This window comes from Modestobacter sp. SYSU DS0511, assembly GCF_054050755.1.
Genome location: NZ_JBJGZY010000023.1, coordinates 29663 through 48567, shown reverse-complemented (window position 1 = coordinate 48567; position 18905 = coordinate 29663). Strand labels below are relative to the sequence as shown.

Annotated in this window: 19 protein-coding genes; 7 read left to right on the top strand and 12 right to left on the bottom strand. The window is 76.5% G+C overall.

Annotation, left to right across the window (positions count from 1 at the left end):
• Positions 1-120: 120 nt before the first annotated feature.
• The 10 genes from ACI783_RS12935 to ACI783_RS12890 all read right to left on the bottom strand — a co-directional run bounded on the left by ACI783_RS12935 (position 121) and on the right by ACI783_RS12890 (position 9694).
• Positions 121-1488, bottom strand: coding sequence for a glucose-6-phosphate dehydrogenase (locus ACI783_RS12935; RefSeq protein WP_457140811.1), 1368 nt, complete (start codon positions 1486-1488; stop codon positions 121-123).
• Positions 1489-1541: 53 nt separating this feature from the next.
• Positions 1542-2132 carry an O-methyltransferase gene (locus ACI783_RS12930; RefSeq protein WP_457140810.1) on the bottom strand — a complete coding sequence of 197 codons (591 nt, stop codon included), beginning with the start codon at positions 2130-2132 and terminating at the stop codon, positions 1542-1544.
• A 10-nt stretch (positions 2133-2142) separates the two neighbouring features.
• Positions 2143-2841, bottom strand: coding sequence for an ABC transporter ATP-binding protein (locus ACI783_RS12925; protein WP_457140809.1), 699 nt, complete (start codon positions 2839-2841; stop codon positions 2143-2145).
• Positions 2835-3794, bottom strand: coding sequence for an ABC transporter ATP-binding protein (locus ACI783_RS12920; protein ID WP_457140808.1), 960 nt, complete (start codon positions 3792-3794; stop codon positions 2835-2837). Before ACI783_RS12920 ends, ACI783_RS12925 begins: the two co-directional genes overlap by 7 nt.
• Positions 3791-4612, bottom strand: a complete 822-nt coding sequence (locus ACI783_RS12915; RefSeq protein WP_457140807.1) for an ABC transporter permease — start codon at positions 4610-4612, stop codon at positions 3791-3793. Before ACI783_RS12915 ends, ACI783_RS12920 begins: the two co-directional genes overlap by 4 nt.
• Complete coding sequence (locus ACI783_RS12910) at positions 4605-5681, bottom strand: ABC transporter permease (protein WP_457140806.1); 1077 nt, start codon at positions 5679-5681, stop codon at positions 4605-4607. The genes ACI783_RS12915 and ACI783_RS12910 overlap by 8 nt, the downstream gene beginning before the upstream one ends.
• Entirely contained in the window at positions 5663-7276 is a 1614-nt protein-coding gene (locus tag ACI783_RS12905; RefSeq protein ID WP_457140805.1) for an ABC transporter substrate-binding protein, read from the bottom strand. The genes ACI783_RS12910 and ACI783_RS12905 overlap by 19 nt, the downstream gene beginning before the upstream one ends.
• A gap of 121 nt (positions 7277-7397) precedes the next feature.
• The gene (locus ACI783_RS12900; protein ID WP_457140804.1) at positions 7398-7799 is read right to left on the bottom strand and encodes a YchJ family protein; all 402 of its coding nucleotides are present in this window, start codon (positions 7797-7799) and stop codon (positions 7398-7400) included.
• A gap of 14 nt (positions 7800-7813) precedes the next feature.
• Positions 7814-8848, bottom strand: coding sequence for an aldo/keto reductase (locus tag ACI783_RS12895; protein WP_457140803.1), 1035 nt, complete (start codon positions 8846-8848; stop codon positions 7814-7816).
• Positions 8849-8911: 63 nt separating this feature from the next.
• Entirely contained in the window at positions 8912-9694 is a 783-nt protein-coding gene (locus ACI783_RS12890) for a class I SAM-dependent methyltransferase (RefSeq protein WP_457140802.1), read from the bottom strand.
• Positions 9695-9809: 115 nt separating this feature from the next.
• Here ACI783_RS12890 and ACI783_RS12885 point away from each other — a divergent pair, with 115 nt between their 5' ends.
• On the top strand, positions 9810-11855 hold the full coding sequence (locus tag ACI783_RS12885; RefSeq protein ID WP_457140801.1) for a DUF222 domain-containing protein: 2046 nt from the start codon (positions 9810-9812) through the stop codon (positions 11853-11855).
• 13 nt (positions 11856-11868) lie between these two features.
• Here the strand turns inward: ACI783_RS12885 and ACI783_RS12880 are convergent, their stop codons facing one another.
• Positions 11869-13158 carry a M18 family aminopeptidase gene (locus tag ACI783_RS12880; RefSeq protein ID WP_457140800.1) on the bottom strand — a complete coding sequence of 430 codons (1290 nt, stop codon included), beginning with the start codon at positions 13156-13158 and terminating at the stop codon, positions 11869-11871.
• A gap of 88 nt (positions 13159-13246) precedes the next feature.
• On the opposite strand from ACI783_RS12880, the gene ACI783_RS12875 reads away from it, so the two are divergent.
• The 6 genes from ACI783_RS12875 (at position 13247) to ACI783_RS12850 (ending at position 18037) form a co-directional block, all read left to right on the top strand.
• On the top strand, positions 13247-13516 hold the full coding sequence (locus ACI783_RS12875; RefSeq protein WP_457140799.1) for a hypothetical protein: 270 nt from the start codon (positions 13247-13249) through the stop codon (positions 13514-13516).
• Between the two features lie 33 nt (positions 13517-13549).
• On the top strand, positions 13550-14446 hold the full coding sequence (locus ACI783_RS12870; protein WP_457140798.1) for an AAA family ATPase: 897 nt from the start codon (positions 13550-13552) through the stop codon (positions 14444-14446).
• A complete protein-coding gene (locus ACI783_RS12865; RefSeq protein WP_457140797.1) occupies positions 14439-15539 on the top strand; it encodes a vWA domain-containing protein in 1101 nt (366 codons plus the stop codon). The genes ACI783_RS12870 and ACI783_RS12865 overlap by 8 nt, the downstream gene beginning before the upstream one ends.
• The gene (locus ACI783_RS12860) at positions 15532-16653 is read left to right on the top strand and encodes an XdhC family protein (protein ID WP_457140796.1); all 1122 of its coding nucleotides are present in this window, start codon (positions 15532-15534) and stop codon (positions 16651-16653) included. The genes ACI783_RS12865 and ACI783_RS12860 overlap by 8 nt, the downstream gene beginning before the upstream one ends.
• Positions 16650-17222, top strand: coding sequence for an MOSC domain-containing protein (locus ACI783_RS12855; RefSeq protein WP_457140795.1), 573 nt, complete (start codon positions 16650-16652; stop codon positions 17220-17222). Before ACI783_RS12860 ends, ACI783_RS12855 begins: the two co-directional genes overlap by 4 nt.
• A gap of 80 nt (positions 17223-17302) precedes the next feature.
• Positions 17303-18037 (top strand): hypothetical protein, encoded by a 735-nt coding sequence (locus tag ACI783_RS12850; protein ID WP_457140794.1) that lies wholly within the window; start codon positions 17303-17305, stop codon positions 18035-18037.
• Here ACI783_RS12850 and ACI783_RS12845 read toward each other — a convergent pair.
• Entirely contained in the window at positions 18034-18825 is a 792-nt protein-coding gene (locus ACI783_RS12845; protein ID WP_457140793.1) for a vWA domain-containing protein, read from the bottom strand. The genes ACI783_RS12850 and ACI783_RS12845 overlap by 4 nt on opposite strands.
• Between the last annotated feature and the right edge of the window lie 80 nt (positions 18826-18905).

The window sequence follows — 18905 nt, the reverse complement described above, 5'->3', positions numbered from 1 at the left end:
GGGCGGGGCCCGGACGCCGCCAGGTTCAGCGGGCGAGGTGTCCGTCGAGTGGCCGCGGCCTGGCGCGTCCCCGTCGGGACGGCGAATCCCGGCCGGGGAGTCACCCGGCCGGGGGACGCTTCAGTCCCGGGCGGGCCCCGCCGACCCGGCGGGGTACTCCCGCAGCGGCACCTCGCCGGCGGCCCACGCGGCGAGGATCGGCTCGACGATCCGCCAGGACTCCTCGGCCTCCGCGTCGCTGATGGACAGCGTCGCGTCGCCGGCGGCCATCTCCCGGAGCAGCAGGCCGTAGGCCGACAGCGGGTTCGGTGACAGCCCGATGTCCAGGGCGTGGCGCTCCAGGTCGAACGGGTCGTCGGCGCCGTTGAGGTTGATCTCCACGGTGATGTGGTCGGGGTCGAAGCGCATCCGCAGCACGTCGGGCTGCGGCTGCTCGTGCGCGAAGGCCAGGTGCGGCACCGGCTTGAACCAGACCGCGATCTCCTGCCGGCCCTCGCCCAGCGCCTTGCCGGTGCGCAGCCGGAACGGCACCCCGGCCCACCGCCAGTTGTCGATGGTGACCGTGTACTCGGCGTAGGTCTCGGTCTCCCGCGCGGGGTCGACCCCGTCCTCGCTGGTGTAGTCGGGCAGCTCGCGGCCCTCGACGGTGCCGGCGGTGTAGCGGGCCCGCACGGTGTCCCGGGTCATGTCGGCCGGGGGGCGCACCGCCCGCAGCACGTCGGCCTTGCGGGCGGACAGGCTGGGGCCGTCGACCGCCAGCGGCGGCTCCATCGCGATCAGCGCCAGCTGCTGCAGCAGGTGGTTCTGCAGCATGTCCCGCAGCGCGCCGGCGGTGTCGTAGTAGCCCGCCCGCCCTTCCAGGCCCAGCGTCTCGTCGAAGACGATCTCGACCCGCTCGACGTGCCCGGCGTTCCACACCGGCTCGAACAGCCGGTTGGCGAAGCGCAGACCCAGGATGTTCAGCACCGTCTGCATCGCCAGGAAGTGGTCGGTGCGGAAGACGCGGTCCTCGGGCACCAGCCGGTGCAGCACAGCGTTCAGCTCGCGGGCGTCGGCCAGGTCCCGGCCGAAGGGCTTCTCGACGGCGATGGAGGTGCCCTCGGGCAGGTCGACCTCGGTGAGCGCCTGCAGCGTGGGCAGGAAGACGGTGTTGGGCAGTGCCAGGTACACGACCGGGCGGCCCTCGGCCCGGTCCAGCGCACGCCGCAGGTCGGCGGGCTCGGTGACGTCGCCCTGCTGGTACCCCAGCCGGGCCACCAGTCGGTCCCGGACCTCCTCCGGCACGTGCCCGGCGTGCTCGGCGAGCCGTTCCCGGGCCCAGCCGCGGTACTCGTCGTCGGACCACTCCTGCCGGCCCACCGCCAGCAGGTCGAGTTCGGCGTCGACCGCCTGGCCGTCGGCGGCGTCGAACAGCTCGGCCAGCCCGGGGAGGAGGAGGCGACCGGTCAGGTCACCCCGGCCGCCGAGCACCACGAAGGTCACACGCATGCAGACGCCCTGCCCAGGGGGTGACGTCCTGAACCCCGCCGTACGCCGGGGGCTCAGCCCGCGCGGCGGACCGCGAGCAGCAGGCCCTTGCCGACGGCGGGGACGGTCGAGGTGAGTCGTGGGTCGGCCTCGATCCGGCCACGGACGTCGGCGACCTGGTCGGGGTGGGAGAGCACGTTGTCGATGGCGAGCAGGCCACCAGCGCGCAGCACCCGCACCGGGTGGGGCCACCAGTCCGCGTACCGGGAACTGTCGGCGTCCAGGAAGACGACGTCCTGGACGCCGTCGGGCAGCCGGCGCAGCACGTCGCCGCCGTCGGCGCAGCGGAGCTCGACGTGCTCCGCCAGGCCGACGCGGGCCAGGTTCGCGGCGGCCGCCTGCTGCCCGTCGGCGTCGATGTCCACGGAGAGGACCGTGCCGTCGTGCTCCTGCACCGCGCGGGCCAGCCACAGCGTGGAGAAGCCGTTGGAGGTGCCGATCTCCAGCACCCGCCCGGCGCCCATGGCCTGGACGACCACCGCGAGCAGCGCCGCCGCGTCGGGGCTCAGGTTGCGCGGCCGCTTCGCGGGGTTCGCCCGGTCGGCGTCGAGGCGGGCGCCCTCCTCGTGGAGTGCGCGGACGACGTCGTCGAACTCCTCGGTCACGGCGACCGTCCTATCCTGTAGCGCGCACGTCGGTCACGGCGGCCCTGCCCAGGGCGACGACCCGGTCGGCCCAGACGGCGAGCAGGTCCTGGTCGTGGCTGATCGCCAGCACGCCCAGCCGCCCGGCGGCCACCTCCTCCCGGACGACGCCGACCAGCGCCGCCGCCGTCGACGCGTCGAGCATCGCGGTCATCTCGTCGCACACCAGGTAGCGCGGCTGCGCGGCGAGGGCCCGGGCCAGGCAGGCCCGCTGCAGCTGCCCGTCGCTGACCTCGTGCGGCCGGCGCGCCAGCAGGTCGGCCGTCAGCCCCACCCGCTCGGCCAGCTCCGCGGTGCGTGCCTCCCGGGCCGGCGCGCCGCGCCGGCCGGCGGTGGGCAGGCCGCGCAGCCGCAGTGGCTCGGCGATCACGTCGCGCAGCCGCAGCCGGGCGTCGACCGACCGGCGCGGTGACTGGAACACCATGCCGACGGCGGTGCGCAGCTCGGGCGGCCGGGCGTACCGGACGCCGCCGGCCACGACCCCGTCGACGGCGACGGTGCCCTGCTGCGGCGTGAGCAGCAGCGCGGCGACCCGGGCCAGCGTCGTCTTGCCGGTGCCACTCGGCCCGGCCAGCCCGACCACCTCACCGCGGGCCACGTGCAGGTCGACGCCGTGCAGCACCGGGTGGTCCGGTTCGTAGCCGGCGGTGACGCCGGTGAGGGTCAGCACCGGACACCCGCCGGGGGCCGGCAGCGGCTGGTGCGTGCCCCGGACACGTGCACCCGGTCGCCGCCGTCGCAGGCCCCGCTGTCCGGCCGGCGGGCGTGCCAGGCGCAGCCGGGCGGCAGGTCGGTGAGCGTCGGTGCGGTGCCGGGGATCGGGATCAGCCCGCCGGCAGGCAGCGCGCCCAGCAGCGCCCGGGTGTAGTCGTGCGCCGGGTCGCCGAGCACCGCCGCGGCCGGGCCGGTCTCCACCAGCCGGCCGGCGTACATGACGGCGACGTCGTCCACCAGCTCCGGGGAGCGCTGCAGCGCGCCGAGGTCGTGGGTGATGAGCAGGACGGCGGTGCCCCGGTCGGCCACCGACCGGAGCAGGCGCAGCGTGCGGTCGACCAGCGGCCGGTCCAGCCCGGCGGTCGGCTCGTCGGCCAGCACGACGTCGGGGTCCCCGGCCAGCGCGAGCGCCACGACCACCCGTTGCGCCATGCCGCCGGACAGCTCGTGCGGGTACCGGTCGAGGTCGGCCGGGTCGAGCCCCACCCGGGTGGCCAGCACGTCGGCGCGGTACCGCCGATCGGCGTCCGGGGTCAGCTCGGCGACGGTCTCCTCCAGCTGCGACCGTACGGTGCGCACCGGGGTGAGCGCGGTCGCCGCGCTCTGCGGCACGAGCGCCACCCGGCGTCCCCTGATGCTGCGGCGCAGCACCCGCCCCGGGGCGCTGAGCACGTCGACCTCCCCGGCCAGCACCGCCGCGCCGCTGACCTCCGTGCCGGGCGGCAGCAGGCGCAGCAGCGCCGCGGCCAGCACCGACTTGCCGCAGCCGCTCTCCCCGACCAGGGCCAGCACCCGGCCGGGGACGAGGTCGAAGGAGACGTCGGTGGCCGCGTGCACGGCGGCCCGTCCGCGGCGCCCCGTGGGGAACCGGACGGTGAGCCCGGAGACGGCGAGCGCCGGCGCGGTCACAGCCGGGCTCCGGCCCGCTCGGGCAGCGCGGTGCGGTCGCGCAGCGCCGACCCCACGGCGGCGACGGCGAGGGTGGCGAGCACCAGGCCGAGCGCGGGGAACACCAGCGTCCACCAGCCGCCGAGCAGCAGCGAGCTGCGCGCCTCCTGGAGCAGGGTGCCCAGGCTGGCCGCGTGCGGGGGCAGGCCCAGCCCGAGGAAGCTCAGGGTCGACTCGTGCCACACGGCGTGCGGCAGCAGCAGCACGGCGGCGACCAGCGCCTGGGGGGCTGCTGCGGGCAGCAGGTGCCGCTGCACCACCCGCCAGCGGGTCGCGCCACCCAGCAGCGCGGCGTCCACGTGCTCCCGGTCGCGCAGCGACAGCACCTCCGCGCGGACGATCCGGGCCACCTGGGTCCAGTGGGTGAGCGCGATCGAGGCGATGATCGCCACCAGGCTGCCCCGGAACAGCGCCACCAGCACGATGCCCAGCAGCAGGTGCGGCACGGCGTTGACCGCGTCGACCACCCGCATGGCCACCCGGTCTACCGAGCCCCCGGCGGCGGCGGAGAGCGCGCCGACCAGGGCGCCGATCAGCACCGACAGCACCGCGCAGACGACGGCGATGAGCAGCGAGATCCGCAGCCCGGCCGCGGTGCGGACGAACAGGTCCCGCCCGGCCGAGTCGGTGCCGAACAGGTGCTCGAAGGAGGGGGCCTGCCGGGCGGCGGCGAAGTCGGTGACCCGGTCGTCGACGCCGGCGATCCACGGGACGAGCAGCGCGTAGCCGGCCAGCAGGGCGATCACGGCCAGCCCGGTGAGCAGGCGGCGGTCAGCCATCCGCGGCCACCCGCGGGTCGAGCAGCACGTAGGCGGCGTCGGCGAGCAGCGAGCCCAGCAACACCGCCGCGGTGGTGAGCAGGGTCAGCACCGCCAGCAGCGGGAAGTCCAGCTGGACGGCGGAGGTGACCACCGCCTGCGCCACCCCCGGCCAGCTGAAGACCTCCTCGACCAGCACGGCGCCGACCACCAGCTCGGGCAGCCGCGCGCCGAGCAGGGTGACGAACGGCAGCAGCGCCGTCGGCAGCGCGTGCCGCACCACCACCGTGGGCTCGGCCAGCCCGCGGGCCCGGGCGGCGACGACGGCGTCGTCGGCGAGCGCGGCGAGCACCGACTGGCGCACGTTGAGCAGCAGCCAGGGCAGCTGGGAGGCGGCCAGCACGGTGGCGGGCAGCACCAGGTGCCGGGCCACCTGGCCGGCGGAGAGCTCGGCGCCGGCGTCGGTCAGGCCGGCGACCGGCAGCCAGGACAGGCCGATGGCGAACAGCGCGACCGCGCCCAGCGCCACGACGAACGGCGGCACCGCCTGCAGCAGCAGGCAGACCGGGGTGACCACCCGGTCGACCCAGCCGCCGCGCCGGGCCGCGCTCCACGTGCCCAGCACCAGGGCGGCGACGACGGCGAGGCCGAGCGCGACCGTGACCAGCAGCAGCGTCCAGGGCAGCCGCTCGGCGAGCACCTCCCCGACCGGCTGGCCGAAGGACCGGGAGGTGCCGAGGTCTCCGGTGAGCAGCCCGCCGACCCAGTCGGCGTACTGCTGCCACCAGGGCCGGCCGGTGCCCAGCTCCTCGGCGATCCGGGCCTGGGCCTCCTCGCTGGCGGTCAGGTACCGATCGCCGAGGTAGCCGACCAGCGGGTCGAACGGGGAGGCGGCGGCGAGGGCGAAGACGCCGCCGGAGACGACGGCGAGCACCGGCAGGACGAACAGCAGCCGTCGGCGGGCCAGCCGCCCGGCCGCGCGCCACCGCGCCCGCCGCGGCTGCCGGGGGCGGGGCGCGGTGGCGGGCGGCGGAGGGGCGGCGACCCGTGGGGCCGGGAGGTCGGTGAGGGTCACCCGTCGCGCCGCCACTCGGCCAGGTTCCACCACGGTCCCCAGCTCACGCCGTGGGAGTGCGGCTCCAGCACCGGCTCGGTGCCGGTCCAGCCGCCGTCGCGCGCCACGTAGACGTGCTCGAGGAAGACCAGCACGACCGCGGGCGGGTCGGCGACCAGCTGGCGCTGCACCTCGCGGTAGGCGTCGACCCGGACGTCGTCGTCGGTGCTGCGCCGGGCCTCGTCGAGTGCGGCGTCCACGGTGGGGTTGCGGTAGTCGGCCGGGTTGTCGAACGGCCCGCCCACGCCGTCGGCGGTGAAGGAGGAGTGCAGCGCGTTGTACAGCTGGGTGTCCGGGTCGTAGGGGACGTCGCCGCCGCCGAGCAGCGAGGCGTCGACCGGGATGCGCGGCCGGAACTGCGGCCGGTCCACCGCCTCCAGGTCGACCTCCACGCCGACCTCCAGGGCGTCGGAGGCGAAGGCCTGGGCGAGGTCGCGGCGCAGCGTCTCCTCCGGGAAGTACATGACGGTGAACTCCGCCCGCTGCCCGTCGCGCACCCGGACCCCGTCCGGCCCGGGCACCCAGCCGGCCTCGTCCAGCACCCGCCGGGCCTCGTCCGGGTCGTGCGCGAACACCGCCGAGGGCTCGGCGTACTCGCCGAAGACGGCCGGCACGAAGGTCGACGCCGCCTCGCCGTGGCCGCCGAGCACCGACTCGACGATGGCGTCGCGGTCGACGGCGAGGTTGAGCGCCCGCCGCACGGCCGGGTCGCCGGTGACCGGGTTGCCGGCCGGCATCGACACCGCGCGCCAGTCGGCCGACGGGTGGCCGATCACGGTGAGGCCGTCCTCGTCGGCGAGGGTGTCGGCCAGCAGCGGGGGCAGCGTGGTCCCGTCGAACTCCCCGGAGGCCATGCGCTGGGCGCGGGTGTTGTCGTCGGGCACGTAGACCACGACCAGCTCGTCGACCTCGGGGGCGCCGTCCCAGTGGTCGGGGTTGGCCTGGAAGACGGTCCGGTCCCCGCGCCGCTCGGTGAGCACGAACGGGCCGGTGCCGACGGGGGCGGTGTTCAGCTCGGACTCCTCGGCCGGGCCGGGGGTGGCCAGGGCCTCGGCCGGGGCGATGCCCAGCAGCAGCTTGGAGGGGAAGGGCACGTAGGAGTAGGCCAGCCGGAAGACCACGGTCTGCGGGTCGACCGCCTCGACGCTCTCCACCATCGCGTAGTTGCTGGCGATCGGGGAGGCCGACGCCGGGTCGAGCACGGCCTGGTACGTGGCGACGACGTCCTCGGCGTCGAACGCCGTCCCGTCGCTGAAGGTGACCCCCTCGCGGAGCGGGACGGTCCACTCGGTGGCGTCCTCGTTGCCCTGCGGCAGCTCGGTGGCCAGCGCCGGCTCCAGCTCCGGGATGCCCGCCCCGCCGCCGGCGAGGCGGACCAGGCCGTCGTAGACCCGGGAGTACCCGGTCTCGCCGTGCCCCGCGACCGGGTTGAACGACTCGGGCTCGTAGGCGTCGGCCAGGACCAGCCGGTCGGTGCTCTCGGCGGCCGCCGTGGCGTCCCCGCTGCCGGGCGCGGTGCACCCGGTCAGGACGGCGCCGGCGAGGAAGACGAGGGGGACGCGCGAGCGCACGAGGGCTCCGTTCAGCGGGTGGTCGGGGCTTGCTGCGAACGACTCGCAAGAACCTAACTCTTGCGAGCGGTTCGCAACAAACCCGCAGACGTCGCGCAGGTGAACAGTGCCGGCGGCGACCTCAGGGCAGGGCGACGCCGTCCAGGTACCGCCAGGCGCCGTCCTCCCGGGTGAACCGGCTGGCCTCGTGCTGGCTGCCGGCCGCGTCGTCGACGACGTACGAGGCGCGGAACTCCACCGTCCCCTCGGTGGCGAACAGCGCACCGCCGGTGGTGCGGAGCACCTCCAGGCCGGCCCAGCGGACCTCCGGGTCGAGCTCGAGCGCGCGCGGGCGGGTGCTGGAGTGCCAGGTGGCCAGCAGGTACGCCGGGTCGCCGACGGCGAAGGCGCTGTACCGGGAGCGCATGAGCTGCTCGGCGGTCGCCGCGCTGGTGGTGCCCTCCTGCCGCAGGCCCTCGTGCAGCCGGCCGCAGCACTCGGCGTAGGGCAGGCCGGAGCCGCACGGGCAGCGTCGGGGTGCCACGGCCCGGACCCGGCTCAGACCTGCAGCGTCGACCCGGCGGCGGCGATGTGCTCCTCCACCGCCGCCAGCTCGTCGTCGGTGAGGTCGGGGCCCGCGGTGGCGGCGAGGTTCGCCTCCAGCTGGGCGACGCTGCTCGCGCCGATCAGCGCGGTGGTGACCCGCTCGTCGCGGACCGCCCAGCGCAGCGCGAGCTGGGCCAGGCTCTGCCCGCGTGCGGCGGCGATGGCGTCCAGCGCCCGGGCGCGGGCGACCAGGTCGTCGGTGACGTCGTCGGTGGAGAGGTAGGCGCTGCGGGTGGCCCGGGAGCCCTCCGGGATGCCGCCGAGGTACCGGTCGGTGAGCCGGCCCTGCGCGAGCGGGGAGAAGACCGCCACCCCCGCGCCGACCTCGGCGGCGGTGTCGAGCAGCTCGCCCTCCGGGCGCCGGTCGAACATCGAGTAGCGCGGCTGGAGCAGCAGCACCGGGGTGCCCAGGTCGGCGAGGATCCCAGCCGCCTCGCGCAGGTCGGCCGGGTCGTAGTTGGACAGCCCCACGTAGAGCGCCTTGCCCGCGCGGACGGCGGCGTCCAGCGCGCCCATCGTCTCCACCAGCGGCGTCTCCGGGTCGCGGCGGTGGTGGTAGAAGACGTCGACGTACTCCAGGCCCGTGCGGCGCAACGACTGGTCGAGGCTGGCCAGCAGGTACTTGCGCGACCCGCCGTCGCCGTAGGGGCCCGGCCACATGTCGTAGCCGGCCTTCGTGGCGATGAAGAGCTCGTCCCGGTACGGCGCCAGGTCGCTGCGCAGCACCTGGCCGAAGGTGGTCTCCGCGGCGCCGTAGGGCGGGCCGTAGTTGTTGGCCAGGTCGATGTGCGTGACGCCGAGGTCGAAGGCCCGTCGCAGGATCGCCCGGGCGGTCTCCAGCGGCCGGTCGGCGCCGAAGTTCTGCCACAGGCCCAGCGAGACCGGCGGCAGCAGCACGCCACTGCGCCCGGCCCGCCGGTACCGGGTCTGCTCGTAACGGTCGGGCGCGGGACGCCACGACGAATCCTGCCGGTCCTCGGTGAGCACGACGGAGAGTGTGCCGCAGGGCGCGCTCCGGGTGGTCAGGGGTGGGTGGTCAGGGGTGGGTGGTCAGCTGCGCCCCACCAGCACGGTGACCGGGGCCTCCTCGACCATCGACCCGGCGTGCGGCGCCAGCGCGGTGCGGACGTCGTCCTCGAGCTCCCGCCTGCGCTCGGGCGGAAGCTGGCCCGGGGACATCGCCGACGCGAGGTTGCCGAGCACGTGATCGGCGTCCACCGGGGCCGCGTAGCGGTGGTGCAGCACCTCGACGTCGGAGAAGCCCGCCCGGCTCAGCAGCGCCCGCCGCTCCGCGAGGGCCTCCGCGTCGGTGCCGCAGGTGCCCGGGGCCGGGCCGAATCGGCGCTCCAGCAGAGCGCGTAGGGCCCGTTGCCAGTCCTGCTCGCCGAGCCACAGGGGGGTGCCGTGGGTGATGACGGCGATGCCCCCACCGGGCCGCAGGAGCTGCCGGGCGGTGGAGAAGACGGCGGCGGCGTCCATCCAGTGCAGGGCGTTGGCCACGGTGAGCAGCCCCCAGTTCGTGCCGACCACGCCGGCGAGGCCCGGCAGGTCGTGGTCGGCGGCCAGTGCGCACACCACGTTCACCGTCCCTCCGGCCGCGAGGCGGCGGCGGAGCTGGACCAGCATGTCCGGCTCCGGGTCCAGGGCGAGCACGCCCCCGAGCCGCGCGGCCAGGCCGACGGCGACCTGCCCGGTGCCGGCGCCGAGGTCGATGGCCCGGTCCGTGGCGGTCAGCCCCAGGTGGGCGACCAGCTGGTCCAGCATCTCGCCCGGTACGTCCCTGCGGTGGTGTGCGTACGCCTCGGCCGTCGCGCCGGCGAACTGTCCGTCCATGGGGAGATGCTGACCTGTCGGAGTGCGAACCGGGTCGGATTCCGCTCTCGGCGCAGCCGCATCCGTGCTGCTCAACGGCTTGCCGCGCACGTCCTTCGAACGTATGATCGAATGCGTGAACGTGATCGCCGAGCCCGAGGCGCGGGTCTGCCCCGCCCCGCCGGTCGGGCTCGCGGCGGGCCCGCTCGGCGCGGTGCAGGCCGCGGATCGGGAGATCGCGCGCCAGACCGCCCGGCGCGCCCGTGCGGTGGCCGAGTTCGCCGCGACGCGGCCCGCCTCGGTCGACCGGGCCCAGGGTGAGCCGGGCGCGATGAGCGCCGAGCGCTGGGCGGCCCGGGCCGAGGTGCTCCGGCCGGTGAGCGAGTGGGCCGCGCAGGAGCTCGTGGTGGCGCTGTCGATCAGCGCCGAGGCGGCGGAGTCGCTGCTCGAACGGTCGCTGACGCTGGTGCACCGGCTGCCCCGGGCGCTGGACGCGCTGGACGCCGGCGCACTGCATCCCGGGCACCTGTGGCCGCTGCTGGACAAGGTCGCCCCGATCGAGGACGACGCGGTGCGCGCCGACGTCGAGGCGGCACTGCTGCAGTGGGCTGCCGGGCGGGTGACGACGCCGGCGCAGCTCGGCGCCAAGGCGCGGCGCGAGGTCCTCCGGCGCGACGCCCGGGCCGCCGCCCGCAGGCTCTCCCGTGCGATCGCCGAGCGCGGCGTGCACCTGCGGTCGGGCCGCACCGACGGCACCGCTGAGATCGCCGCGCTGCTCACCGTTCCCGAGGCGCACGCGCTCCTCCGGGCGCTGGGTGCGTACGCGGACGCGCTCGACGAACCGGGCGACCAGCGCACCCGCGGGCAGAAGATGGCCGACTGCCTGCTCGACCTTGTGCTGCGCCCCGGCGAGCGGAACATGCCGCCGGTCCAGGTGTCGCTGCACGTCGTGGCGTCCGTCGCCACGATGCTCGGCGGTGACGCGCCCGGTGAGGTCGACGGCCAGGTCGTCCCGGCCGAGGTGGTCCGCGCCCTGCTGCGCGCCCTGTCCGGCAGCGCCGCTGCGCCCGACGACGCCGCCACAGCCGACCCCGACGCGATCGACCCCTCCGCCGACGCCGCCGCCGCCGACGCCGCCGCCGCCGACGCTTCCCCTGCCCCTGCCCCTGCCCCTGCCCCTGCCCCTGCCCCTGCCCCTGCCCTTGCCCCCGCCCCTGCCGCCGCCCCGGCCGGCGGGCCCCCGACCGTCACGCTCAGCCCCGACCGCGACCGGCCGCCGGGCGGGGGGTCCGAGGAGTTCTGGCCGGACCCCGGGTGGGCCGAGTTCGAGCGTCGGGTGCTCGCCCGCTGGGCTGAGGAGGCCGCTCGGGACGCCTCACCCGACGGCGCGGAGCGACCACCATCCGCCCCCGAACCACCGACGCTCGGTCCCGAGGGTGCCGCGCCACTGCCCGGGGAGGGCTGGTGGTCGACGGCCGACCGTGCCGTGGAGCGGGCGAGCGCTGCCCTGCGCACGACGCAGGAGGTCCTCGGCCACGCCCGCCGAGCGGTCGCCGACGCCTGCCGCGCCGACGCCGCCGACGAAGCCGCCTGGCAGCACGGTCGGACCGGGCAGGTCGGCGCCGCCGCCGACGCCCTGGCCGCGCTGGAGGCGGCGAGCAGCGAGCAGCGGGCTCTGCTGGCCGACCTGCTGACCCGGACGGGCGGGGGCGGCCTCGCCGACCGGCCGCGGATCGTGCTGGCTGATGCGCTGACCGGCGCCTTCCTCGGGCTGGCCGGGCTCCCTGAGCTGCGCCGCGCCGCCTCCTGCGACGCACCTGCCTGCCGGCGGCGCCCGGCGGAGTGCACCCACGACCTGTCCGGACGGCCCGGCCTGCGCCCACCGGGCCCCACCGCCGGCTACCGGCCGGGCGCTGAGCTGGACCGGTTCGTCCGCGCCCGCGACCGCCGCTGCCGCTTCCCCGGCTGTCGCCGCAGGGTGCCCCGCGGCGGGGAGCTCGACCACGACGTCCCGTACCCGCAGGGGCCGACCAGCGCATCGAACCTGACCGGCTACTGCACCACGAACCACCGCGGCAAGCACCAGGCGCCCGGCTGGCGGCACGAGCTGGCCGCCGATGGTGCCCTCACCGTCACCACGCCCACCGGCCTGACCGCCGTCACCACCCCACCGCCGTACTGAGGGGCCGGCGGCGTCAGTCGGTGAAGCAGGCGGTGAGCGCCGCGACCATCAGCGGGACGTCCCGGGCGCTGGCCAGCTCACGTGCCGAGTGCATCGCCAGCATCGGCGCGCCGACGTCCACGGTGGCGATGCCCAGCCGGGTCGCGGTCAGCGGGCCGATGGTGCTGCCGCACGGCAGGTCGGCGCGGCTGACGAACCACTGCACCGGCACCGACGCCGAGGCGCAGCGCTCGGCGAACCACGCGCCGCCCACCCCGTCGGTGGCGTACGCCTGGTTGGCGTTCACCTTCAGCACCGGGCCGCCACCCAGCTGCGGAGTGTGGGCCGACTCGTGCCGCTCCCCTCGGGTCGGGTGCACGGCGTGCGCCATGTCCGCGCTGACCAGCACCGACCGGGCGATCGTCCGGTGCACGGCCTGCGCGTTCCCCGGGTCGGTGGCGGCCACCAGCCGGTCGACGACGTCCTCCAGGAAGCTGCCCCGCGCCCCGGACATCGACCCGCTGCCCACCTCCTCGTGGTCGTTGCAGACCAGCAGCTGCGTCCGCTCACCGGCCGGCGCGCCGATCAGCGCGGTCAGCCCGGAGTGGCAGCACGCCAGGTCGTCCAGCCGCGGCGCGGCCACCCAGCTGCCGTCGGCGCCGGTCCGGGCCGCCGGCTGGGTGTCGGCCAGCACCAGGTCGTGCCCGACGACGTCGTCCACCTCCACCCCGGCCGCCGCCGCGACCGCCTCGCGCAGCCCCGGCTCGGTGCCCAGCTCGCGGTCCCACACCGGGACCAGGTGCCGCTGCGGATCGAGGGTCAGCCCCTCCCGCACGCTCCGGTCCAGGTGGATCGCGAGCGACGGCAGCCGCAGCGGTGCCCCCGGCAGTTCGACCAGCGCCTCCGCGCCTCCGCGCAGGGCCACCCGGCCGGCGACGGTCAGCTCTCGGTCCAGCCAGGTGTGCCACAGCCCGCCGCCGTACGGCTCGACGCCCACCAGCCGGTACCCGGCCTGGCGGACGTCGGAGTGCGGGCGTACGCGGAACGTCGGGGAGTCGGTGTGCGCGCCGACCAGTCGCATCCCGGTCTCCGCCAGCGCCCCGGTCCCCAGCCGGAAGGCGATCAGGCTGCCGCCCCGCCGGACGACGAAGTGCGCCCCGCCCGGGGAGAGCTGCCAGCTGTCGGTCTCGACCAGCTCGGTGAACCCGGCCTCGACCAGCCGGCGGGCCATCTCGGCCACCGCGTGCCCCGGCGAGGGGGAGGCGTCGATGAAGGCGCGCAGGTCGTCGCCGAGGGAGAGGTCGTCGGTCGGGGTCTCCGGCATGACGCCCATCCTCCCCCAGCGCCCGCGGTGCCCAGCCGCGCCCGCCTGACCTGCGTTTCCCGCAGCCGGCGCGGGTAGGGGGTCCCTCGTGGCGGACGACGACATCGAGATCAGGGCACAGGGCGAGCACGAGTACGTGGTCGTGCAGGCCACCGAGGCCGACGACGTGACCACCTGGTTCACGCTCACCCCCGAGGCGCTCGACCGGCTGGGCTCCGACGACGAGGAGGACGTCGTGCTGCGCACGGTGCGGTTCCTCCGCCGGCACCAGGACGTCGCCGACTTCCCCGACGTCATCGAGCTGGAGGACGTCATCGCCAGCTACGAGGACTACCTGCCGGCGATGGCCGAGGAGTGACCCGCCGCCGTCAGCGGTGAGATGCTGCGGAGCGTGACCCAACCCACCGACCCCGCCGCGCTCGCCGACGCCCTCGAGTCGACCGGCTACCTGCCGGACGAGGGCCTGGCGACGGCGGCGTACCTGGCGTTGGTCATGCACCGGCCGCTGTTCCTGGAGGGCGAGGCCGGCGTCGGCAAGACCGCGCTGGCCCGGGCGCTGGCCGAGGTCACCGGCCGGCCGCTGTACCGGCTCCAGTGCTACGAGGGGCTGGAGGCCAGCCACGCCCTCTACGACTGGGACTTCGGCCGCCAGCTGCTGCACCTGCGCGCCGCCGAGGCCGCCCACGCGACCGGCTCCGCCGCCTCCCCCGACGACGTGGCGCAGCTGGAGGCCGGGCTCTACGACCGGCGGTTCCTGCTGGCCCGCCCGCTCCTGCAGGCGCTGGAGGACTCCCCGTCGGTGCTGCTGGTCGACGAGGTCGACCGGGCCGACGACGAGTTCGAGGCGTTCCTGCTGGAGGTGCTCAGCGACTTCACCATCTCCGTCCCGGAGCTGGGCACCATCCGGGCGGAGACGCCGCCGCTGGTCGTGCTCACCTCCAACCGCACCCGCGAGGTGCACGACGCGCTCAAGCGCCGTTGCCTCTACCACTGGCTGGAACACCCGGACTTCGAGCGCGAGGTCGCGATCCTGCGCCGCCGGCTGCCCGAGGTGACCGAGGAGCTGGCCCGCCAGGTCGCGCAGGCGACCGGCCGGCTGCGCGAGCTGGACCTGCTCAAGCCCCCCGGTGTCGCCGAGGCGATGGACTGGGCGAGCGCGCTGCACGCCCTGGGCTGCCGCGAACTCGACCCGGACACCGCGGCCCGCACCCTCGGCGCGGTGCTGAAGTACCGGGAGGACGGCGAGCGGGTGCGCTCGCTGGCCCGAGGGGCGCTCTTCGGTGGGTGACGTCGTCTCGACCGTGCTGGGGTTCGCCCGCACGCTGCGGCACGCCGGGGTCGCCGCCTCGCCCGACCGGGTCGAGGCGATGCTGGCCGCGGTGGCGCACCTCGACGTCCTCGACGCCACCGCCGTCTACTGGGCCGGCCGGCTGACCCTGTGCGGCAGCCCCGACGACCTCGACCGCTACGACGCCGCGTTCGCCGCCTTCTTCGGCGGCGAGGCGCCCCGCCAGCGGCGCGGGTCGCCGGAGGAGCAACCGCGGGTCGCGCACATCGCCCCGCTGGGCAGCGGGGACGGCGGCGAGCCCGGCGAGGAGCCCTCGGACCTGGCGACGAAGGCCAGCGGCGAGGAGGTGCTGCGCCACCGGGACGTCGCCGAGCTGACCACGGCCGAGCGCGCCGAGCTCCGCCGGCTGTTCGCGCTGCTCGCCCCGGCCACCCCCATGCGCCGCTCACGCCGGCGCGGGCCCTCCCCGCACGGCACCGTCGACGCCGGGCGCACCGTGCGCCGGGCGCTGCGCGACGGGGGTGAGGTGCGCCGGCTGCACCACCGCCAGGCCCGGCCCCGGCCGCGCCGGGTCGTGCTGCTGATCGACGTCTCCGGCTCGATGAGCCCCTACGCCGACGCGCTGCTGCGCTTCGCGCACGCCGCCGTCCGGGCCCGCCCGGCGTCCACCGAGGTGTTCACCATCGGCACCCGGCTCACCCGGGTCACCCGCGAGCTGCGGCTGCGCGACCCCGACCGTGCCCTGGCCGCCGGGGGCGCGGCGATCCCCGACTGGTCCGGCGGCACCCGGATCGGCGAGGTGCTGAAGGCGTTCCTGGACCGCTGGGGCCAGCGCGGCACCGCCCGCGGCGCCGTCGTCGTGGTGTGCAGCGACGGCTGGGAGCGCGGGGGCGCGGAGCTGCTGGGCGAGCAGATGGCCCGGCTGCACCGGCTCGCGCACGCCGTCGTCTGGGTGAACCCGCACAAGGGCCGCTCCGGCTACGAGCCGCTGACCAGCGGGATGGTGGCGGCGCTGCCGTCGGTCGACCACTTCGTCGCCGGGCACAGCCTGGCCGCGTTCGAGGAGCTGGCGAAGGTGATGACCCATGCGTGAAGTTCTTGAGGACCTGGTCGGGTGGTGGCAGGCCGGGGAGACGGTCGGCGTGGGCACCGTGGTGGGCACCTGGCGGTCCGCACCCCGTCCGCCGGGCGCGGCGATGCTGGTCGGGCCGGACGGGACGGCGGTGGGCAGCGTCTCCGGCGGGTGCGTCGAGGGTGCGGTCTACGAGGAGGCCCGGGACGCCGTCGCGACCGGGACGCCGTCGCTGCAGCGCTACGGCGTGAGCGACGACGACGCCTTCGCCGTCGGCCTGACCTGCGGCGGGATCCTCGACGTCTACGTGGAGTCGGTGTCCCGGGAGTCCTTCCCCGAGCTCGGTGAGGTCGCCGCGTCGGTGGGGGCGCACGAGCCGGTCGCCGTCGTCACCTGCGTGCGCGGGCCCGACGACCGCCTCGGCAAGCGGCTGGTGCTCTGGCCGGACCGCACGTCCGGCACGTTGGGCGCGCAGCGGCTGGACGACGCCGTCGCCGACGACGCCCGCGGCCTGCTGGCCGCCGGGCGAACGGCGACGCTGACCTACGGCCACGACGGCGAGCGGCGCGGCGACGAGCTGACCCTGTTCGTCTCCTCCTTCGCCCCGCCCGCGCGGATGGTGGTCTTCGGCGCGATCGACTTCGCCGCCGCCGTCGCCCGGGTGGGCGCCTTCCTCGGGTACCGGGTCACCGTCTGCGATGCCCGGCCGGTGTTCGCCACCGCCCGCCGCTTCCCGGATGCCCACGAGGTGGTGGTCGAGTGGCCGCACCGGTACCTGCAGGCCGAGGTGGACGCCGGGCGGATCGACGAGCGCACCGTGCTGTGCGTGCTCACCCACGACCCGAAGTTCGACGTCCCGCTGCTGGAGGTCGCGCTGCGGCTGCCGGTGGCCTATGTCGGCGCGATGGGATCGCGACGGACGCACACCGAACGACTCGCGCGGCTGTCGGAGGCAGGGCTGACCGAAGCCGAGCTGGCGCGGCTCTCCTCGCCGATCGGGCTGGACCTGGGCGCCCGCACGCCCGAGGAGACGGCCATCTCGATCGCCGCGGAGATCATCTCCGACCGCTGGGGTGGCAGCGGTGAGCGGCTGGCGGAGGTCGCCGGCCCCATCCACCGCACCGCCGAGCGGTGACCGACGACCTGCCGTACCGCTACGACGTCGAGGTCGTCGGCCTGCTCGCCTCGCCGGAGCACCGCTACGACGGGCGGCCGGACGACGCCGTCGCCGCGCGGCCGGTGGAGCGGCGGGACCGGATCGAGGTGCGGGCCGGGCTGGGCGTCGTCGGCGACCGCTACTTCGGGAAGCCCGCGCACCGGGACGCGTCGGTGACCGTGCTCGCCGTGGAGGCGGTCGAGGAGCTGGCCGCGGAGCTGGGCAGCGGCCCGCTCGACGCGCTGGCCACCCGGCGCAACGTCGTCCTGCGCGGCGCCGAGGTCGAGGCGCTGCGGGGGAGCGAGCTCAGCCTCGACTGCGGGGAGGGGGAGGTGGTGCTCGCCGGCGGCCGGCCCGCCCACCCCTGCGCCTGGCTGGACCGGGTGCTCGCGCCGGGCGCGCACCGCGGCATGCGCGGCCGGGGTGGGGTGCGCTGCGCGCCCCGGACCGGCGGGGTGCTGCGGCTCGGCCCCGCGGTGCTGCGCTCGGCGGTGCCGCTGGACCCGGCACGGGCCGGGGTGGCGGTCCGGCCGCCGGTGCGCCGGTGAGTGGCGCGGCAGCGCACCGGGGATGATGCCCTGGCCGGGACGCGACGAGCGTGTCCGCGGCGCAGAGGAACGGAGACCCCATGCAGATCCGCAGGCTGGCCACTGCCGGCGCCACCGCAGGACTCACCGCCGTCCTGCTCGCCGGCTGTGGCGGGGACAGCGACACGACCAGCGAGTCGTCGTCGCCGTCGGCCTCGGAGACCAGCAGCGAGTCCGGTCTCGCCGACCAGACCGGCGCCGAGGTCTCGGCTGCCGCCGCCGACGCCCTCGAGGAGGCCGGCTCGGTGCACGTCACGGGCAGCGCCGGCATGGGTGCGGAGACGGGGAGCATCGACCTGGTCATGCAGGGCGACGACGTCGACGGCACCGTGGCCGCGGGTGGCCAGACCATCGGCCTGCTGCGCACCGGCGGCGTCGTCTACATGCAGGCCCCGGGCGACTTCTGGACCGCCTCCGGCGTGCCGGCCGACCTCGCCGGCCAGCTGGACGGCGCCTGGGTCGTCGTGCCCGAGGCGGGCGCCACCGGGTTCGAGGAGCTCACCCTCGCCACCCTGGTCGAGGAGCTGCGCAACCCGACCACCGAGATCGAGGACGAGGTCAGCACCGACGAGCGCGATGGCCAGCCGGTCGTCGTCGTCACCCAGACCGACGGCAGCACCGTGGCCGTCGCCGCCGAGGGCGAGCCCTACCCGCTGGAGATCGTGAACCAGGGCGACGAGAACCAGACGCTGACCCTCAGCGAGCACGGCGAGGAGTTCGACATCACCGCGCCGGAGTCGCCGATCGACCTCAACGACCTGGAGCCGGGCGCCTAGTCCAGGAGCGCGCGGACCGCGGCCGGGGCCAGCGCGGGGCGGTGCAGCGGCGCACTGCGGCCCCCGCCGGCCGCGGCCAGCGCGGCGCAGTTCGCCACCGACTCCTCGTCGGTGGACAGCCCCAGCACGTGCAGCCGCGCCCCCGCGCGGGTGAGCGAGGCGGCGGCCGGCCGGGGATCGGGGCTGTCGGTGGGCATCCCGTCGGACAGCAGCAGCACGTCCCGCGCCGCCGTCCGGGTGCGGGCCAGCTCCCGAGCCGCCGTCCGCAGCGCCAGGTCCAGGTCGGTGGTGCCGCCGCCGCGCAGGTCGAACAGCCGGTCGACGACGAGCTCGGGCCGCGCGACCGCGGACAGCGGCTGCAGCACCACCGCCGTCGACCAGAACGCGACGACGGCAAGCTCGTCGCCCGGCCGCATGCGCTGGGTGAGCGCCGACGCCGTCAGCACCGCCGCGGCCAGCTCGTCGCCGGCCACCGAGCCGGAGGCGTCGACCAGCAACACGCAGGCCCGGCCGGTCGCCCGCCAGCCGCGGGTGTGCAGGTGCTCGGCCCGCCAGTGCGGCTCGGCCCCCCGGGCGGCCAGCGTGGCGTCCAGGTCGACGTCGGACCCGGTGGGGTCGCGGCGGGTCACCACCCGCCGGCTGCCCGGCCGGTCCGGCTGGCCCCGGCGGGGGGCGGTCACCGGCAGCCGCGCGGCGAGCGCCCGGGCGGCGGCCCGCAGCGCCGGGTCGACCGCGCGCCCCAGCGCGGTCAGCAGCCGCACCGCCGCGTCGGGGTCCCGGCCGGCCACCTCGGCCAGCGCCGCCTCGTCCAGCTGACCGGCCTCCGGGCTGACCTGCGGAAGGTCCGGGTGCGCGCGGGCCAGCTCCG